The organism is Mesorhizobium sp. B2-4-12, assembly GCF_006441575.1.
Taxonomy (GTDB): Bacteria; Pseudomonadota; Alphaproteobacteria; order Rhizobiales; family Rhizobiaceae; genus Mesorhizobium.
In genome coordinates this window covers 26540-43237 of sequence record NZ_VFVC01000040.1, presented here as the reverse complement: position 1 = coordinate 43237, position 16698 = coordinate 26540, and the positions used below count along the sequence as shown (strand labels likewise).

Annotated in this window: 13 protein-coding genes; 6 read left to right on the top strand and 7 right to left on the bottom strand. The window is 61.9% G+C overall.

What is annotated here, in order from left to right; translation table 11 throughout:
- Window positions 1-7: 7 nt before the first annotated feature.
- From FJ934_RS21395 to FJ934_RS21375, 5 genes are all read left to right on the top strand, one after another.
- Window positions 8-835, top strand: coding sequence for an SDR family NAD(P)-dependent oxidoreductase (locus FJ934_RS21395; RefSeq protein ID WP_140612142.1), 828 nt, complete (start codon window positions 8-10; stop codon window positions 833-835).
- Window positions 836-921: 86 nt separating this feature from the next.
- Window positions 922-1860 carry an ABC transporter substrate-binding protein gene (locus FJ934_RS21390; protein ID WP_140612140.1) on the top strand — a complete coding sequence of 313 codons (939 nt, stop codon included), beginning with the start codon at window positions 922-924 and terminating at the stop codon, window positions 1858-1860.
- Window positions 1861-1955: 95 nt separating this feature from the next.
- Window positions 1956-3017, top strand: a complete 1062-nt coding sequence (locus tag FJ934_RS21385) for a betaine/proline/choline family ABC transporter ATP-binding protein (protein WP_140612138.1) — start codon at window positions 1956-1958, stop codon at window positions 3015-3017.
- Window positions 3014-5119: an ABC transporter permease subunit gene (locus FJ934_RS21380; protein WP_140612136.1), complete on the top strand. Its 2106-nt coding sequence runs from the start codon at window positions 3014-3016 to the stop codon at window positions 5117-5119. The genes FJ934_RS21385 and FJ934_RS21380 overlap by 4 nt, the downstream gene beginning before the upstream one ends.
- A 349-nt stretch (window positions 5120-5468) precedes the next feature.
- Window positions 5469-6041, top strand: a complete 573-nt coding sequence (locus tag FJ934_RS21375) for an NADPH-dependent FMN reductase (protein WP_140612134.1) — start codon at window positions 5469-5471, stop codon at window positions 6039-6041.
- 30 nt (window positions 6042-6071) lie between these two features.
- On the opposite strand, the gene FJ934_RS28105 is transcribed toward FJ934_RS21375, so the two are convergent.
- The 4 genes from FJ934_RS28105 to FJ934_RS21360 form a co-directional block, all read right to left on the bottom strand.
- Window positions 6072-6239, bottom strand: coding sequence for a hypothetical protein (locus tag FJ934_RS28105; RefSeq protein ID WP_181165710.1), 168 nt, complete (start codon window positions 6237-6239; stop codon window positions 6072-6074).
- The gene (locus tag FJ934_RS21370) at window positions 6236-7762 is read right to left on the bottom strand and encodes an FAD-dependent oxidoreductase (RefSeq protein ID WP_140612132.1); all 1527 of its coding nucleotides are present in this window, start codon (window positions 7760-7762) and stop codon (window positions 6236-6238) included. The genes FJ934_RS28105 and FJ934_RS21370 overlap by 4 nt, the downstream gene beginning before the upstream one ends.
- Window positions 7763-8029: 267 nt before the next feature.
- A complete protein-coding gene (locus FJ934_RS21365) occupies window positions 8030-8857 on the bottom strand; it encodes a family 1 encapsulin nanocompartment shell protein (RefSeq protein WP_140612130.1) in 828 nt (275 codons plus the stop codon).
- Window positions 8858-8864: 7 nt separating this feature from the next.
- The gene (locus FJ934_RS21360) at window positions 8865-9917 is read right to left on the bottom strand and encodes a Dyp-type peroxidase (protein ID WP_140612128.1); all 1053 of its coding nucleotides are present in this window, start codon (window positions 9915-9917) and stop codon (window positions 8865-8867) included.
- A gap of 395 nt (window positions 9918-10312) precedes the next feature.
- Here FJ934_RS21360 and FJ934_RS21355 point away from each other — a divergent pair, with 395 nt between their 5' ends.
- Entirely contained in the window at window positions 10313-11284 is a 972-nt protein-coding gene (locus FJ934_RS21355; RefSeq protein ID WP_140612126.1) for a GlxA family transcriptional regulator, read from the top strand.
- 195 nt (window positions 11285-11479) lie between these two features.
- Here FJ934_RS21355 and FJ934_RS21350 read toward each other — a convergent pair whose 3' ends face one another.
- The 3 genes from FJ934_RS21350 to FJ934_RS21340 all read right to left on the bottom strand — a co-directional run bounded on the left by FJ934_RS21350 (window position 11480) and on the right by FJ934_RS21340 (window position 16413).
- Window positions 11480-11692 carry a DUF768 domain-containing protein gene (locus FJ934_RS21350; RefSeq protein WP_140612124.1) on the bottom strand — a complete coding sequence of 71 codons (213 nt, stop codon included), beginning with the start codon at window positions 11690-11692 and terminating at the stop codon, window positions 11480-11482.
- Between the two features lie 95 nt (window positions 11693-11787).
- A complete protein-coding gene (locus FJ934_RS21345) occupies window positions 11788-13329 on the bottom strand; it encodes a calcium-binding protein (protein ID WP_140612178.1) in 1542 nt (513 codons plus the stop codon).
- Window positions 13330-13641: 312 nt separating this feature from the next.
- On the bottom strand, window positions 13642-16413 hold the full coding sequence (locus FJ934_RS21340) for an AMP-binding protein (protein ID WP_246671589.1): 2772 nt from the start codon (window positions 16411-16413) through the stop codon (window positions 13642-13644).
- Window positions 16414-16698: the final 285 nt, after the last annotated feature.

Here is a 16698-nt window from a genome sequence, read left to right as displayed (position 1 = left end):
TCGCCTGATGACAAACCTTTCCGGCCGCAGCGCGATCGTCACCGGCGGGTTCTCCGGAATGGGTTTTGCGATTGCCACCGCCTTGGCAAGGGCCGGCGCCAACATCGCCGTGGGCTCCTACATCGCGCCACCCGGCAACGACAGATCCGATGCCGCCTATTATCCCGGCGCCGATGAGACCGAGCGCGTGTGTTCGGCCCTGTCGGCTCATGGCATCAAAGTTTATGCTGCCCATCTGGATGTGCGTGACAGCGACGTGACCAACCTTTTCGCGGCCGAGGCCCAGGCCGCCATCGGTCCGGCCGACATTCTGGTCAACGCGGCCGGCACCACCGCGGAGCAACCGGTCTGCGGTCATTCCGACGCGCTGTGGGACAAGATCGTCGACACCAATCTGACTGGCGCCTTCCGAGCCACCCGCGCCGTGCTGCCGAGCATGATCGAACGTGGCTGGGGCCGCATCGTCAACATCGGCTCGACCGCCGCCACCGTCGGCTGGAAGGACAATCCGGCCTATTGCGCCTCCAAGGCCGGGTTGCTCGGCCTGACCCGTTGCGTGGCGCTGGAAGGCGCGGCGCATGGCGTCACCTGCGTCATGATCAGCCCTACCTGGGTCGAGACCGAACTGATGCGCCGCAACGTGGCGCAGGTCGTCGAGCGCGAAGGCAAGGGGCGCAGCGCCGAGGATGTCATGGACGAATTCAGGAAGAGCAATCCTCAGGGCCGCATGATGCAGCCGGAGGAGATCGCAGCACTTGCCGTCTTCCTCTGCTCGGATATCGCCAAGGGCATCACCATGGAAAACATTCAGATCACCGGCGGAGCATTATGGTAGCATCCGCGCGAGATGGCTGCGGGCCTTCATGGGAGGAGGTCGGCAAAAAGTAGGAATAAAAAAGTCCAACCGACAGGGGAACTGACATGACAAGAACAAATGCCTTGAAAGGCGCCGGCGTCGGGCTGGCGCTTCTGCTTGCTGTAACCGCTCAGGGACGAGCCGCCGACCTCGGCGCCAAGGACGAGCCGATCAAGCTCGCCATGCTCGAATGGACCGGATCGCATGTGTCTACGCACATCGCCGGGCAGTTGCTTCAAAAGCTCGGCTACAAGGTCGAATACGTCACCGCCGGCAACTTCCCGCAATTCTCCGGCCTTGCCGACGGCACGCTGAGTGCCTCGGTCGAAATCTGGCTGAACAATGTCGGCGACATCTATCCCAAAGTGCTGGCCGAAAAGAAGATCGAGGACATCGGCAAGCTGGATCTGAAGACGCAGGAGGGCTGGATCTATCCAAAGTTCATGGAGAAGGTCTGCCCCGGCCTGCCGGATTGGAACGCGCTGAACAAGCCGGAGTGCATCCAGGCGCTGTCGACACCCGAGACCGCGCCCAACGGCCGCTTCCTCGACTATCCGGCCGACTGGGGTTCGCGAGCCGCGACTATTCTGGCCGACAACAACATGCAGTACACCGCCGTGCCGGCCGGCTCGGAAGGCGCGCTGGTCGCCGAACTCGAGGCCTCGGAAGCCGCCAAGTCACCGCTGGTGATGATGTTCTGGGGGCCGCACTACGCGCTGGCCGAAAACGATGTCGGCTGGATCACCATGCCGCCCTGTAAAGACAAGACCAACGAACATTGCATCACGCCACCCGATGTCGACAAGATCGTCTGGTCCGGCTTCGGCGCCAAATGGCCTGCCGCCTATGCCTTCCTCAAGGCATTCAAGATGGATGCCACCGAGCAGCAGAAGATGATGCTGGCGGTCGACAAGCAGGGCAAGGACCTCGACGCCGTCGTCAAGGATTGGCTCGACAAGAACGAAGCGGTGTGGAAACCCTGGGTCGACGCGGCCAAGGGGTGATCTCGGCCCATGCCTTGCCCAGGCACTGACGAGAATTGCCGCTCGGTTCCCGGTGATCCGGGAACCGGACGCTTGCTTGGTGCGGGCGGCCGACGATGAGCAAGGCGGTCCGAGAGATAAAACTAGCCTGCCGCAACGTGTGGAAGGTCTATGGGCGGCGTCCCGCCTACTATTTCGATTCACGCGGCTACATCATCGAACCCGACGCGCTGGCCGAACGGCTGCGTGCCGAAGCGCATCTGCCCGCCGTGGTCGACGCTACTTTCGAGGTCGCCACCGGCGAGATCTTCGTCATCATGGGGCTGTCCGGCTCAGGCAAGTCGACGCTGGTGCGTTGCCTGTCGCGGCTGGTCGAGCCGAGCGCCGGCGAAATACTGCTCGACGGCCGCGACCTCTCCAAAGTCTCCGGCAAGGAACTGATCGAACTGCGCCGCCACGCAATGGGCATGGTGTTCCAGAATTTCGGCCTGCTGCCACACCTGACCATTCTGGGCAATGTGGCTTTCCCGCTGAAGATCCAGGGCAAGCCGGTGAAAGAGCGCGAAGCCCGCGCCCGCGAGATGATCGCGCTGGTCGGTCTCGAGGGCCGCGAGGCTTCGTTTCCGCACCAGCTTTCCGGTGGCCAGCAGCAGCGCGTCGGCATCGCCCGTTCGCTCGCCGTCGGCCCGGAGCTGTGGTTCCTGGACGAGCCGTTCTCTGCGCTCGATCCGCTCATCCGGCGGCAGATGCAGGATGAGTTCCTGCGCCTGCAGCGCATGCTGCAGAAAACCATCGTCTTCATCACCCACGACATGGCCGAAGCTTTCCGGCTGGCCGACCGGCTCGCCATCATGCGGGCCGGCAAGATCGTCCAGATCGGCCGCCCGGCCGACATCGTGCTCAGCCCGGCCGACGACTATGTCGCGCAGTTCACCGAGGACATGCCGCTGCTGCGCGTCATCAAGGCGGGCGACCTGGCGGCGCCGGCGAACGGAGCCGCTATGCCGCACGAGAGCATCGCTGCCGACACCAGTATCGAGGAGCTTATCCCACGCCTGGCGTCCGGGATCGGCGCCTTCACCGTCCCGGGCGAGGGCGCCAGTCCGCCACGGCTGCTCAGCGCCAGCGCGGTTCTTGCCGTGCTCGATCGCGAACAGGCAAGACGGACACGGCCATGACGGCGCCTGCCGCGACATTGCCATCCTCGCCGAGGGTCGTTGTGGAGCCGGCCCTTCTGCCCTGGTGTGGACTGACCGTTCTGGCCGTCCTTTGTCTCGTGCTGAAGGCCGATTTCCCCTGGCTGGTGACATTTCCGAAGGAATGGACGCTACCGTTCGCACCGGCCATCAATTTGGTCACCGATGCGGTCGTGACCGTCGTCCAGCCCGCATTCCGCGCCCTGTCCGCCGTGCTCGATGCACCCATGCGCGGCGCGCGCCTGGTGCTGGTATGGCTGCCGTGGCCGGCGGTGATGCTGGCGGTCGCGGCGCTTGCGCTGAAATCGAGCGGCATTCGGCTGGCAGTCTTCGCCGTTCTGGCGCTCGCCTACATCCTGCTTGCCGGCTACTGGCCGCAAAGCATGAGCACGCTGTCGCTGGTGCTGCTGGCCGTACCGATCTCCGTTGTGCTCGGCTTTTGGCTTGGCGTGCTGGGTCATAGCAGACCGCGCGCGCGGCCCGCACTGCTCGGCGCACTCGACCTGATGCAGACCGTGCCGGCCTTCGCCTATCTCATCCCGCTGCTTCTTCTGTTCGGCTTCGGCCCAGTGGTTGGGCTGATCGCCAGCGCCATCTATGCGACGCCGCCGATGGTGCGCAACACCATGCTCGGCCTCGACCGCGTGCCATCGGACATCAGCGAAGCAGGGGTGATGAGCGGCTGCACGCGCCGGCAGCAGTTCTGGCACGTCGAAGTGCCGACCGCGCTGCCGCAAATGCTCGTCGGCTTCAACCAGACGACGATGGCGGCGCTCTCGATGGTCATCGTCGCCGCCATCATCGGCGGTTTCGAGGACATTGGCTGGGAGGTGCTGTCATCGATGCGCAAGGCCGAGTTCGGCCAGAGCATTCTGTCCGGATTGGTCATCGCGCTGCTCGCCATCCTCGTCGATCGCCTGACCATCGGCTTCGCCCGGGAACGGCCGACCGGGCCGACCGCCGCCATGGCATGGATGACCGGCCGCAGGCTGGTAATTGCGCTGGTGCTCGCCGTGGTGCTGGCGGTTGCCATACGTGTCCTGTGGCCTGACGAGACCTTGCTGCCTGCCACCGGGTTGCGCATGCAGGTCGGTGGCGTCAATCAATGGCTGCTCGGCCTGGTCCGCGACTACGCCTGGTTCTTCGACGATATCCGCAACAGCGTCCTCTATTGTCTGCTGCTGCCGCTCAGGATCGGCATTTCGGGAGCCGCCACGCCTACGCTCTGGGGCTTTGCGCTGTCGCCGTCGATGGCGGCCGAATATTGCGCGCTGATCCTGGGCGTCGCCGCGCTATCGACCCGCGGCTTCGGGTGGCGGGCTGGCTTGGCCGCACTGGCGGCCGGCCTGGTCCTGTTCACCGGCTTCCTCGGTCTGCCCTGGCCGGTCTTTATCCTTGGCGTCGCCTTGCTTGCCGCACAGGTGGCGGGCATCCGGCTTGGCCTTTTCGCGCTCGCGGGCTTTGCTCTCATCCTGGTCAACGGGCTGTGGCCCCAGCTCATCCAGTCGCTCTACCTCTGTACGCTGGCGGTGCTGCTCTGCTTGGTCATAGGCGGTGCGCTTGGTGTCTGGGCCGCCTATAGCGACCGCGTCTCGCGCTTTCTGAAGCCGGTCTGCGACGCACTGCAGACCATGCCGCAATTCGTCTTCCTCATTCCGGCACTGATGTTCTTCAAGGTTGGCGAGTTCACGGCGCTGATCGCCATCATGCTCTACGCCATCGTGCCGCCGATCCGTTACGTCGAGCATGGCTTGCGGCATGTGCGTGTCGATGTCGTCGAGGCGGTCGAGCAGATGGGCGCGACGCCTACCCAAACATTGTTGCAGGCCAAGCTGCCGCTGGCGCTGCCGGTGGTGATGCTGGGGCTCAACCAGACCATCATGGCAGCCTTGTCGATGCTGGCGATCGCGGCCCTTGTCGGCACGCGCGATCTCGGGCAGGCGGTCTATGTCGCGCTCGGCAAGGCCGATGCCGGCATGGGCCTGATCGCCGGCCTGGCAATCGCGTTCCTGGCGATTCTGGCGGACCGCATGGTAGCGGGGTGGGTAGAGGGGCGTATCCTGGTCCCTGATCGAGGCGCCTAGATGTTTAGTCCTGGCAAATGGTGGAACGCATCGTGGATGAAACGCTCAGGGTTCCTTGCAGATGAGTCCGCGGCCAAAGTTGTGGGCCGCGACGAAGTCGGCAGGATGCCGACGCAGGTGTTCGTGGCCCGGCTGGGATCCAGGCATGACATGCAGACTGGAACCAGTGTGGAAGGCCTCAGGCTTGACCATTGCAACTTCTGCACCACCTTATTGAAATCTATGGACAATTTGTCTCTCGGCCATGGCAAAATGTCCAGCAGCGAAGCGAGGGCCGGCTTAAGCCATTGAACCACGTCCAGCACGGATCGAAGTCATCGTCAGCACAAGCCAAACGCAGGAGGTATGAATGACCAAGCACAAAGTCGGCTATCTCATCGGCAGCCTCGCGCGCGAATCCATCAACCGCAAGCTCGCGAAGGCGCTGGTGCAGCTTGCCCCGCCGCAACTCGATATGTCGGAGATCTCCTTTAAGGACTTGCCACTCTACAGCTACGACTACGATGCCGACTTTCCGGCCGTCGCTCGCGCCTTCAAGGATGCCATCGCCGCTGTCGACGCCGTCCTTTTCGTAACGCCGGAATACAACCGCTCCATCCCCGGCGGTCTGAAGAACGCCATCGACTGGGCTAGCCGTCCCTATGGCAAGAATTCCTTCGCCCGCAAGCCGTCCGCTGTCATTGGCACGTCGCCCGGCCCGATTGGCACCGCGGTCGCCCAGCAAGACCTGCGTAGCGTGCTGAGCTTCTGCAACTCGCCGCAGATGAACGCCCCTGAAGCCTATATCCAATTCACGCCTGGCCTGGTCACCGACGCCGGGGAGGTCACGGTTGCATCCACCCAGGAATTCCTGCGCAACTACATGGCCGAATTCGGCATGTTCATCGCCAGGGTGCTCCAGGTGCTGCCGAGAAACGCTTAAAGGAATTGCAGGAAGGTGCGCAGCGGTTTTTCAGATCTTGGTGGCATCCTCCAGCGTCTTCAGACCTGGCGCGAAGGGTTCGCATTCGTCGTGGCCGAAATAGGCATGGCGAACCCCCGTCGCCAGGATCATCGTATCGAAAAAGCTTGGCTCCTCGCCGCGTGTTTTCCTCGTCTCTTCAGCAAGCACGTCCTTCAAGGCGTCTGCCGCTCGAACTCGGCCTCCGCCCGCAGGCTGTCCAGGTCACGCCCCACGGTCGCCACGGCAAGCCGCTTGTCGTTGCGCCAATAGCTGACCATGCAGTCGCGCGCGGCAGGATCGCCATCTATGTCCAGCCGATCCCACTGTTCGGCATGACCCACATAGTTGATGGTCGTGTCGTAGTGCTGGCTCCAGAAGAACGGAACCGTGGCGAAGCGCTGCCGCTGCCCCAGAATATTGCGCGCTGCAACCGCGCCCTGGCGCTCCGCAACCACCCAGTGCTCGACGCGGATGCGGTCTCCCGTCCTCGGGTCTGGCCAGCGCGCGATATCGCCGGCCGCGTAGACTGCCGCGGCGCTTGTTTGAAGAAACCCGTCCACCAGCACCCCGCCGTCCATGGCGAGGCCGGCCTGCTTCGCCAAATTTACCTCGGGATGCACTCCGATCCCCACAATCACCAGATCGGCGCTCAAATCCACGCCTGTCGAAAGTCTGACGCCATCCTGGTGGATTTCGGCCACGGTGGTCCCGAGATGGAAGACAACCCCATGCGATTCGTGAAGTGTCTTGACCATGTCGCCAAGCGCCGCGCCGAGGAGGCGTTCCATGGGGCGTGAGCCGGGCGCGACGACATGGACCTCCAGTCCGCGCTTTCGCAATGACGCCGCTACTTCGAGGCCGATGAAGCCCGCGCCGACCACGACGCCGCGTCGTGCCGTGCCGCAACGCGCGATCAACGTGTCGCAGTCTGCCAGGGTGCGCAGCACTTTCACCTGCGGCAAGGTTGCGCCGGGAATAGTGAGCCGGACGGGTTCGGCGCCGGTGGCAAGCAGCAGTGCCCCATAGGTCACCTCGCTGCCATCAGAGAGCGCTATCGTTCTCCGCGCGGGATCGAGCTTGACGGCGCGTTGATCACATCTGACATCGATATGATGATCCGCGTAGAATTTCGGGGACCGCAAAGGAAGCCAGGCGGCCTTCGCCGTCCCGGCGAGATAGTCTTTCGACAAATTTGGCCGATCGTATGGTGGCGAACGATCGGTGCTCAGCATCGTGACGGGTCCCTGATAACCCTCGCGGCGCAACGTTTCGGCGGCGACGTTTCCGGCCGCGCCGCCGCCGATGATGACCACGGATTCAGGCAGCCCCGCGGCCGCCAGTTTGGGCGGTTGTGGCATCGGCAGCCCGTCGCCCACAAATGCATGACCGGCTCGGCGCGCCACATCCCAACATTTGAGATCGCTCAAAGCGGGTGATCGAAGAACCTGGCCGGTGCGAAGGCTGAAGCAGGCATGGTGCCAGGGGCAGCGGATCGTGTCACCGACCAGCAGCCCCTCGGCCAGCGGCCCGCCATAGTGGGTGCAGGTTGCGCCGACGGCGAACAGTTCTTCGCCTTGGCGCACGAGCAATGCGGGCTTGCCGTTCACGTGGCCGGACAACATGCCGCCCTGGGGAATATCCGCCAAAGCGACACCCTGGGTGAAATCGGGGCCGGCCGGCGACGATGAATGCTCAGTCATCCCTGTCTCCTTGCCCCTTTGGCGCTCCTGGAATGAGAAGGCCACCTGCCGCCGTCGGCGCGCAGGGCTGTGACGATAGGGAGTTCCCCGGCACAGCACATAGAATGACATGGACGAGCAATCTTCGTGCCAACGGCCACCCATACAAACTGCCAGAAAAGTCACCGAAGAGCTTGACACCATGGGAAGACCTCCGGGTTCACCATGCTCTCCGGCAGCCCGGCTCGCGGCAGCCCAATGCCTCGGCCGCCTCTAGACGTGCGTGGTTTACTTCCTGCCGCGCGGTTGAGCCGCTTCTTCAGCCGCGAGCACCACAACCGCCTCGGTTGTCAGAAGCCTGAAGGTGAAGGTCTCCTGGAGATAGAGTTCAACGGCCGTGCCGGAATGGTTGAGGTAGCCAATAGAGATGTCCTGGCCGATATCCAGCTCGAAATCGCCGCCACGCGTGGAAAGCACGAACCCACCCTCGATGGCCGGCGCCCAGATGACCCCTCCCTCGACCACACGCTCGATATGATGGAATACCGGGTAGCCCTCGTCGCTGCCACCGCTCGCGGCCGTGTACGCGGCGGCACCCAGCACGAGCGCGTAGGGACCATTGACGCCGGCCAGCCGCAACTGGCTGACCGCGTGTCCGACAGCTTCCGCATAGTTCATCACGTTGGACGGAAGCATCAGATGAGGATTGCTGCTGCCTTCGCGGATGCCCTGTATGCCAGCCGCCGCGTATCCATCGAAAACAGAGCGGTCCTCGGCGAAGGCGATCTTGCGCGCGGCTTCCTTCACGGGGGACCAATCCGAATCCGTCGCGCCGCACTCGACATCATCGATTGCCTGGCGCGTGAGTTCGAATGGAACGCGCAATTCGACCAGCGCCTTCACCTCGCGTTGTGCGGATTGGACCCCGTCACCGAAGGCGGGAAGCTGCTTGAGATGACCGGTGCCCACAGCCGAGAAGTCGACGCCCTTTGGGCCGACAACGTCGACAACACGCCGCGCCGCCAGATGGCGCTTCAGCGTACGGGCCGCCTCGTCTTCGATTTGCGCCCAGGCCGCGTCGGAGATGGGAGCCAGTTCTCGATGAAGATTGTTCATGTCTGCCTCATTTCTTCAGTGATCCAATGCCGAGTGAACCATCGTTGGGAAGCGCGTCCGGCCGAGGCGCCTCCGGCGCTTGCGGCAACTTCGCGTCGGTGTCGGCAACCGGTCGTGCCTCGGGGTCGACATCGTCGAGGAAGGTCGCCGTCGGCACGAAGAACAGCGTGCCGGTCACTGCGCGGCTGAAATCCAGCAGATGGTCGTAGGTGCCCGGCGGGTTGCCGATAAACATGTTCTCCAGCATCTTCTCGATGCGGTGGGGGGACCGCGCGTAGCCGATGAAATAGGTGCCGAACTCGCCCTTGCCCACTTCGCCGAATGGCATGTTGTCGCGCACGATCTGAAGTTGCTCTCCGTTTTCTTCAATCGACGTCAGGACATTGTGCGCATACGGCTTCTTCACCGTATCGAGCTGTTCGATGTCGGACAGCTTATGCCGGCCGATGATGTTTTCCTGTTCCTCGACCGGCACCTTGTTCCACCGCTCCACGTCGTGCAGGTATTTTTGCACGATCACGTAGCCGCCGCCGCCAAAGGCGGCGTCCTCATCGCCGACAAGGGTGGCCGCGTCCGCGGCCTGGCCGACCGGGTTCTCGGTTCCGTCGACAAAGCCGATCAGATCGCGGTCATCGAAGAACTTGAAGCCGTGCACCTCGTCTATGGTCGAGACCGCGCCGGCGAGCCGCGACATGACATGTGTCGCGAGTTCGAAGCAGAGGTCCATGCTCGCAGCGCGGATGTGAAAGAGGATGTCGCCAGGCGTCGAAACGGCGGTATGCACGCCGCGAATTTCGCGAAAGGGATGCAGGTCTTTCGGCCTCGGCGCCCCGAACAGCCGGTCCCAGGCATCGGACCCGAACCCCATGACGCACGACAGCTGTCCGTTGAGATTGCGGAAACCCACGCCGCGGAGCAGGCTGGAGAGATCGGCGCACAAGCCGCGAACCGTTTCCTCGGACGCCGATCCGGGATTGATCGTCACGACCAGGAATATCGCTGCCCGCGTAAGCCTGGCGGCGACCGATTGAGAGACGGGAGGTGGCAAGCTCGAGACCATGTTCTATCCGTTGATGATGGTTTGAAGCGCGATGCCGGCATTGGCCGTGGCGCTCAAGCCAGGTCAGCATATGCGGGACTCGCGACAACGAGCCCGTCTGTCGACCATAAGACATTTGCAGCGAGGTCCGCATGGGAAATCGGGGAGCACGGGGAAATCAGGAACACTGGCCAATCGCGCTGGGGACGGACTTCAAGAGCGGAGTTCTTCGGTCGCGGCATTCCCGGCGATAGGCAGCATCCTGATCCAAGGAACGCGTGCCGTTTGGCGACTGCCATTCCCGACCAGGTCAAGCGAAGCCGAGGCGTGAGCACCGCCGGAATTCCCTGTGCATATAGCGGTCCAAACATATAGTTTTGGTCCTGCTGAAATTAATCGCGGATAGCGCTGAACCAATGTCCAAGAAGTTTGCATTCCTTCTGGTCCGCGACTTCACATTGTCACCCCTGTCGCTTTTCATCGACACGCTGCGCCTGGCGGGTGATGAGGGCGATCGAAGCCGTCGCGTGGAATTTGACTGGCAGGTGATCGGAGAACGCGGTCTGCCGATCAGGGCCAGCTGCGGCGTCGAACTGCTGCCGACAAAAGAGATTGGACATCCCGAGGATTTCGACAATGTTGTTGTGGTTGGTGGCCTGCTCGACACCAACCGCGGCTTGAGTTCTGAAAAGGAGGCATTCCTTTTGCGGGCTGCCGAGAAAGGCGTGCCGCTCACCGCCCTTTGCACGGGCAGTTTCGTGCTCGCGCGCTACGGGTTGCTGGACGGTTATAATGCCGCGGTCAGCTGGTTTCACATCAAGGACTTCCGGGCGGAATTCCCCGACGTGAACGCCCATGCGGACAGTCTGTTTTCCGTCGACCGCAACCGCTCTACTTGCGCCGGAGGCACGGGTGCAGCCGACCTGGCCGGCTATTTCGTGTCGAAATTCATTGGTAACAAGGCAGCGGAAAAGGCCGCCAAGATTCTTGTCCTCGATCGAATCCGGAACATCCGTGACGTTCAACCGGTCGGGGATCTGTTTGCCGGAGCCTCCAGCCGTCCGGTGAAGCGAGCCTTGCTCTTGATGGAGAGCAATCTCCAGGAAAAGGTATCGGTTACCGAAATCTCGGCCAGATTGAACTGCTCCAGGCGCCAGCTGGAGCGTCTTTTCGGCATCGAGTTGGGCATCAGCCCAATGGCCGCCTATCTGGCGCTGCGGGTGCACTACGCGAAGTCGCTCCTCGAAGCCAGCGACTTGCAGATAGGGGAGATTGCGTTCAGGTGCGGCTTCGGCAATGCCGGGCATTTCAGCCGCGTCTTCCGCCGGCACACCGGCATCACGCCAACGAACCTCAGACACCCAGGCCGCATATCTCGCGAGGCCTGATACGGTGATAGTTCCGCGCTTGGCTGGGATTGAGGGGGGTGCCACAGCTCAAGCCGGGACCAATAACGAGCGGGAGTAGGCAAAAGTTTTAAGACTATGCCGGGAAATCCCGCTCAAGGATCTATCCAGCGGCAACCGGAAACCACATCCACGCCGCCTTCGGGCTCTCCTGTTGCCGACGTCGTCGGCACGCAATCATTCAGTGTCGGGATTTTCGAGCACTTCAAGCATGGTGGTCAACATGCTTCCGACTTCTTCCGATATTTCCTCGGGGCGAATTCCCGCCTTGATGGCGTCCGCCGTCGCTTGTTTGGCGAGTTTCGCCGCAAGCGCCGGATCGGACGTCGAATAGGGTGGAACATTTTCCTCCACCCAGTTCTGCAGGAATTCGATGCCGCGAGCGCTCATGACGAACTAATGTTCATCGAAGCGATTTCGTTCCGCGGAGGTATATTCAAGAAAACGTCAGACCCTTTTGATGAGGGCCTGACGGTTCCAAAGGTTCACGTCACGACGAACGAGGATGCCGTCAACGACAGATGCGGAGAAACAGCGGCAAACTGGATCTGATGCGCGCCGCCGGCCCCATCGCTGTCGAAGGAGAGGGCGCCGGTCGAACTGTTGTAGATAATGTGGTCGGTATGGGTATGCGCACCCCTGCCAGTGTGAAACGCATCAGCGGGAAGGGCGCCCACCTGAAGCCCGGCAAACACAGTGTGGTCGAGATGGATCTTGTCCTGCGCCACATTGAAGTCGGTGATCTTGTCGATGTTGCCTGTCTTGAGGGCGGAATTGAAGACGAAGACGTCCTTGCCTCCATTTCCTGTCAGCACATCTTGTCCGCCGCCGCCATTGATGACGTTGTTGCCGGCATTGCCCTGTATGGTCTGCGAGAACTCGTTTCCCTTGAGGTTGATGGCAGTGGTGCCGGCCCGGCTCGTGGTGGCAAGCTGCTCGATTTCCGAGCCGGCTGACAGTGCATAGCTCACTGATGCCAGCACGGTATCGTGGCCTGCGCCCTTCAGTTCAACCACCTTATCGCCAGGGTTGTTGACATAATAGGTGTCGTTGTAGCCGCCACCGATCATTGTGTCGGCGCCGGTGGTGCCGTGAAGTACATCCGCGCGGCCAGTGCCGTAGAAAACGTGATCGCTGGTCGAAGGCGCGGTGCTGGTCGGAGGTGTGGTGCTGGTCGGCGGGGTGGTGCTGGTCGAAGGTGGGGTGATGGACGAAGTCGTATCGCTGGTCGAGGGCACAGTGGTGCCGGACGAAGTCGCGTTGCTGGTCGGAGGCACGCTTGCGGTGCCGTGGTTATATTGAAGGAAGAGGGCTTGCAGCGCCGGCGAGTTTCCAAGCGCCGTGTCGCCCTGCTGGGAACCCCATGCATAGGCATAGTCGAAGGCGGGCGACGGAACCAGCTTGGACCAGTGGTCCAGCATGGTCTGTTCCTGGGCAGCAGTGGGAAGGACATATTGGCCGCCCGTATCGGTCGTGTAGCTGCCGCCGCCGAACGTCTGATAAACCGGAACGACCTGGTTGAGCGGGACCCCCGAAGCGACAGCCGCGGCCACGGTCCTGTCGATCATGTTGTAGTCGACCGCACTTGTCCCGGTGCGCACCGGATAGGGGTCCAGCCCGTAATAGTCGATATGTGTGTTGGCGGGATTATAAGTGTTTGAAAAATCGGGATTTGCGGAAGACCCCATGTTCATCATGGTGATGAAGGTTTTGGCGCCCGGCACGTTGGTGTGGATCCAGTCGGATTCCGCCTTCAGATTCGCGGCGGTGGCATAGGTTCCCCATTTGCCGGTGGGGTCCGGCTCATCGACAAGGAAGAATCCAAACGCTTTCGGATTGCCGATAAAGGGCGTGACTTTCTGGATAAAGGACGAGGTTGTCCCATTGGCTTCATCGAGCCAGACCAGACCTTTCGTGCCAGCCGGCAGGGCGTTGAGTTCGTCCACGGATGAAACGTCGACAAGATTGAATCCGGCGTTTGCAACCTCGGAGGCGGATCCACCCGAGGCGTAATGGAGGGTTGTCATGAAAATATCCTTCGTCTGATTCGGTAGGTGCCCCACGCCTGCCTATTGGAAAGGGTATATTAGAACCAAATCAAATACCGGCGCCCTTTGATAGAATCATTGATCACGGCGAGAAAAGGTCCACGCAATGGGATGTCGGCTCTGGTTCCGGGCTTGTTGATTGTTCAGGGATATTTCCGGCACGGCAAGGCAGGACTGGACTGTCCCTGCCTCGGTGGCACTGCTGGATTTTGTTGTGGACTGCAGAAAGCGCAGGATCGCGCTGGTTCATTCCAGCCGCTTCGGAGCGTGCGGATGGCGGTCGTCCACGCGCTATGCGCCGCTCACCAGAAAGGCTCTTTCTATCAAAGGACGGTTGTGGCTCAGATACGGTTCAATGAGCATATCGAGGTGTCCGCCGAGGATCGGGACTATGCTCAGATCGGCAAAAAAGGCGCTCCAGCCAAGATCCGTCGGAACCCCTGTACGCCTGCATCGAAACAGGGTGGCGGTAATCGGCAACGCGGTCTTCGGTTGTGCGAGCCATTGGCCAAATGCGCGCATCCGCAGGATTTCCTCAAGCTCAAGGCGCAAAATGAACCGCACTCTGGCGAAGGCCCTCCATTTCAGCCAGTCGATGCCCCTGGCGAGCAGGGCTTCAGCGCCAAATCTGGCAAATGCTTTTGCGAGAGCCCGTAACATCATGCGATCCGCCGTCACTCTATGGGAACGGATGCGCTGGACGGTGCGTGCAAGAGTTTCACGGTAGTCGTGCTGCCCAGGCCCGATATTGGTGTCGAGGATTCCCAGGAACGTGACCGATCGACCCGCTGCAATAAGTTTGGCGGCAACCTCGAACGCGACGCCGCCGCCAAGCGAATAACCGATCAGCTTCACGTCGCCATCAGGCTGGACCTGGCTGATCTGGTCGACAACCGCGTCCACCATCCGCGGTATGGTGCCATGTCCCTTCAGTAGATCGTTCAGGTCCCCATAGCGAATGGCGACAACCCTGGCGACATCGCTCATCTCGACACCGAAAGCCGCCAGGCTTGGCCCGTAGCCGATCGATCCCGGCACAATAAACAAAAGCGGCCTCGGGTCGGACGCCTCGACAAGCAAGTCGCTTGTGTCTTGCTCTGCGGACGCTGCCCTGACGACGTCGGTAAAACTCATTCCGACGGTGAATGCGTCCAAGTTGAGTTCCCGTCCCAGAGCGGTCTCAAGTTCCATGACGAATTGCAGCAGCTTCAGTGAATCGCCGCCCGCGTCGTCCCAGCGGCTGCCAGCCGCCTTCTTGCCGGGAAGTATCCTCTCCCATACGGCCGCTGCCACGCCTTCGATATCGAGCGGGTCCACCGCCTGCCGGGCGTCTGGCGGGCTCTGGGCGTCTTGCGCGTTCAGTGCGCGATCCAGTTCCCGCAACTTGACACTGTCGACCTTGCCGCCCTTGAGCTGCGGTATCTCGGCAATACTGTGCAGTCGCGTTGGATGAACTGCCGGCGGTAGGGCTGTCCTGATCAAGTCTCGCAATTCGGGTATGATTTCGCTTGCGCCAGTTTTCACGGGAACGACAAAGGCCACCAGTTCGTTCGCGTCCGTCACCACCGCGACGGCATCACTCACTTGGGGCGCCCGGCGCAGGACGAGTTCCAGTTCGGCAGGCTCGACCCGCCTTCCGTTGATCTTTATCTGGCGTCCCTTTCGTCCGACGATCCACATCATTCCGGTGCCGTCGACCTTGACCAGATCGCCGGTTGCGAAGATCCGAAGCCAGGGATTGGCGGAGCTTGCACGAAGAGGAACATGTCCCCCGTCCGCCCAATAGCCGAGCGTGGTGTAGTTGCCCCTGATCACCAACTCCCCTTCATCGCCGGGGGCGACCTCGTACCCATTCTCATCCACGACGGTGTATTCGATGCCGGGAAGGACGAAGCCGACCGGGACCGTCGCGCCTCGCTCCGGATAATCCCTCGGCAGGAACCACTGCGTGCCGGTCGTTTCCGTGGACGAATAGCTGATCTGGATAAGGCAGGACTCCGGGACATTGTCGCGAAGCCGGTCGATGTCGGACCACAACACTTTTTCTCCGCCGACCCGCACGACCCGCAGTGACGAGAATACGTCGGGCGCTGAATCGGTCATCAACACACGCAGCAGCGCCGGCACGAGATAGGCGATCGTCACCCGCCATTTTTGGAAATTGTCGCGCGCAGCGCGGATGCCGGCACTCTCAATGTCCAAAAGGTACAATGTGGCGCCGCACAGCATCGGGGTCATCATCTCGCGGCAGCCCGCGATCGTCGCCGGGCCGGTCAACGGCATGAACGCATCGTCGGGGCCGATGTGGCAAGCATCGACATATTGCTGCACCCGTTGGAGGATTGCCCGCTGGCTGTTCACGACGCCTTTCGGGGCTCCGGTGCTGCCTGACGTGTACAGGACGATCGCCGGCGAATCGACCGACACGTCGGGCGGCAGCGCCGGTAAGCTGCCGTCCGGCGTTGCGGCCATGCAGCTTCCCGCATCGATCCATTTCAGGGACGAGGCATCAGGCCAGCCTGCCGGCTTGCCCGGCCCTGGCCTGACAATTGCGGCTAGCCCCGCGCTGGAGGCAATTGCCGCGAGGCGCTGAAATGGATCTCGGGGGTTTAGCGGCACGGCGGGCCTGCCCGCACGCATGGCGGCAAGCATGGCCACCGGGTACCAAAGAGTATTCCCGATCAGAAGCCCGACCGCCTTACCCATTGGAACTGAACCGGCAATCGCACCTGCCAAGTTTTGGACCGCGTTCAACAGCTCCAGGAAGCTGAGGGATGTCGAGCCGTCGCTGATCGCGATCTTGTCCGGATATTTCCCGACAATTTTCTCGATGTGCCAGAACGCCGATTTTTCGGAGAAGTCATCGCACATCCTTTGGAAGACAGGGCTTGCCGGTCCGTCCATGTCCAGAGGACGGGTGGATGCCTGTTTCCATGTGAAACCGTCTTGAGGACCATTGTCGCGCGTTGTCGCGACATCCCGCTCTTTCGCCAGTCCCAGCACGGACTGCAAGGCGCGCAAAGGCAGGCCTTCTGAAGAACGCGTGCGATCAAACGCTTCCAACGCGACCCCCTTTTTTGCTGACCCGCTTTGCAGTGTCGTACGCGACCATCTTGGCCGTGGCATCGTTAGAACGAATGATTCCGACCGAACTCGCCGATCCGACATGAAAGGGGTCAGGTGCATCGCAGCATCATTGAAGCCCTGCTTCATTCAAACAGACGAGGACAGCGGGAAGGCCTGCTCCTAGCGTGGATTTGGGTGTCGTGCGCACAGGGGCAATGAAGCCGAACCATGAGAGCAGATCCTAGAGCCAGCCATTTTGCGCGACCGGGATACCGCCGGCAT

Excerpts from the sequence above, each read along its gene's own strand:
- FJ934_RS21395 (WP_140612142.1), top strand. The coding sequence starts at position 8 with ATGACAAACCTTTCCGGCCGCAGCGCGATCGTCACCGGCGGGTTCTCC.
- FJ934_RS21390 (WP_140612140.1), top strand. The coding sequence starts at position 922 with ATGACAAGAACAAATGCCTTGAAAGGCGCCGGCGTCGGGCTGGCGCTT.
- FJ934_RS21385 (WP_140612138.1), top strand. The coding sequence starts at position 1,956 with ATGAGCAAGGCGGTCCGAGAGATAAAACTAGCCTGCCGCAACGTGTGG.
- FJ934_RS21380 (WP_140612136.1), top strand. The coding sequence starts at position 3,014 with ATGACGGCGCCTGCCGCGACATTGCCATCCTCGCCGAGGGTCGTTGTG.
- FJ934_RS21375 (WP_140612134.1), top strand. The coding sequence starts at position 5,469 with ATGACCAAGCACAAAGTCGGCTATCTCATCGGCAGCCTCGCGCGCGAA.
- FJ934_RS21370 (WP_140612132.1), bottom strand. The coding sequence starts at position 7,762 with ATGACTGAGCATTCATCGTCGCCGGCCGGCCCCGATTTCACCCAGGGT.
- FJ934_RS21365 (WP_140612130.1), bottom strand. The coding sequence starts at position 8,857 with ATGAACAATCTTCATCGAGAACTGGCTCCCATCTCCGACGCGGCCTGG.
- FJ934_RS21360 (WP_140612128.1), bottom strand. The coding sequence starts at position 9,917 with ATGGTCTCGAGCTTGCCACCTCCCGTCTCTCAATCGGTCGCCGCCAGG.
- FJ934_RS21355 (WP_140612126.1), top strand. The coding sequence starts at position 10,313 with ATGTCCAAGAAGTTTGCATTCCTTCTGGTCCGCGACTTCACATTGTCA.
- FJ934_RS21350 (WP_140612124.1), bottom strand. The coding sequence starts at position 11,692 with ATGAGCGCTCGCGGCATCGAATTCCTGCAGAACTGGGTGGAGGAAAAT.
- FJ934_RS21345 (WP_140612178.1), bottom strand. The coding sequence starts at position 13,329 with ATGACAACCCTCCATTACGCCTCGGGTGGATCCGCCTCCGAGGTTGCA.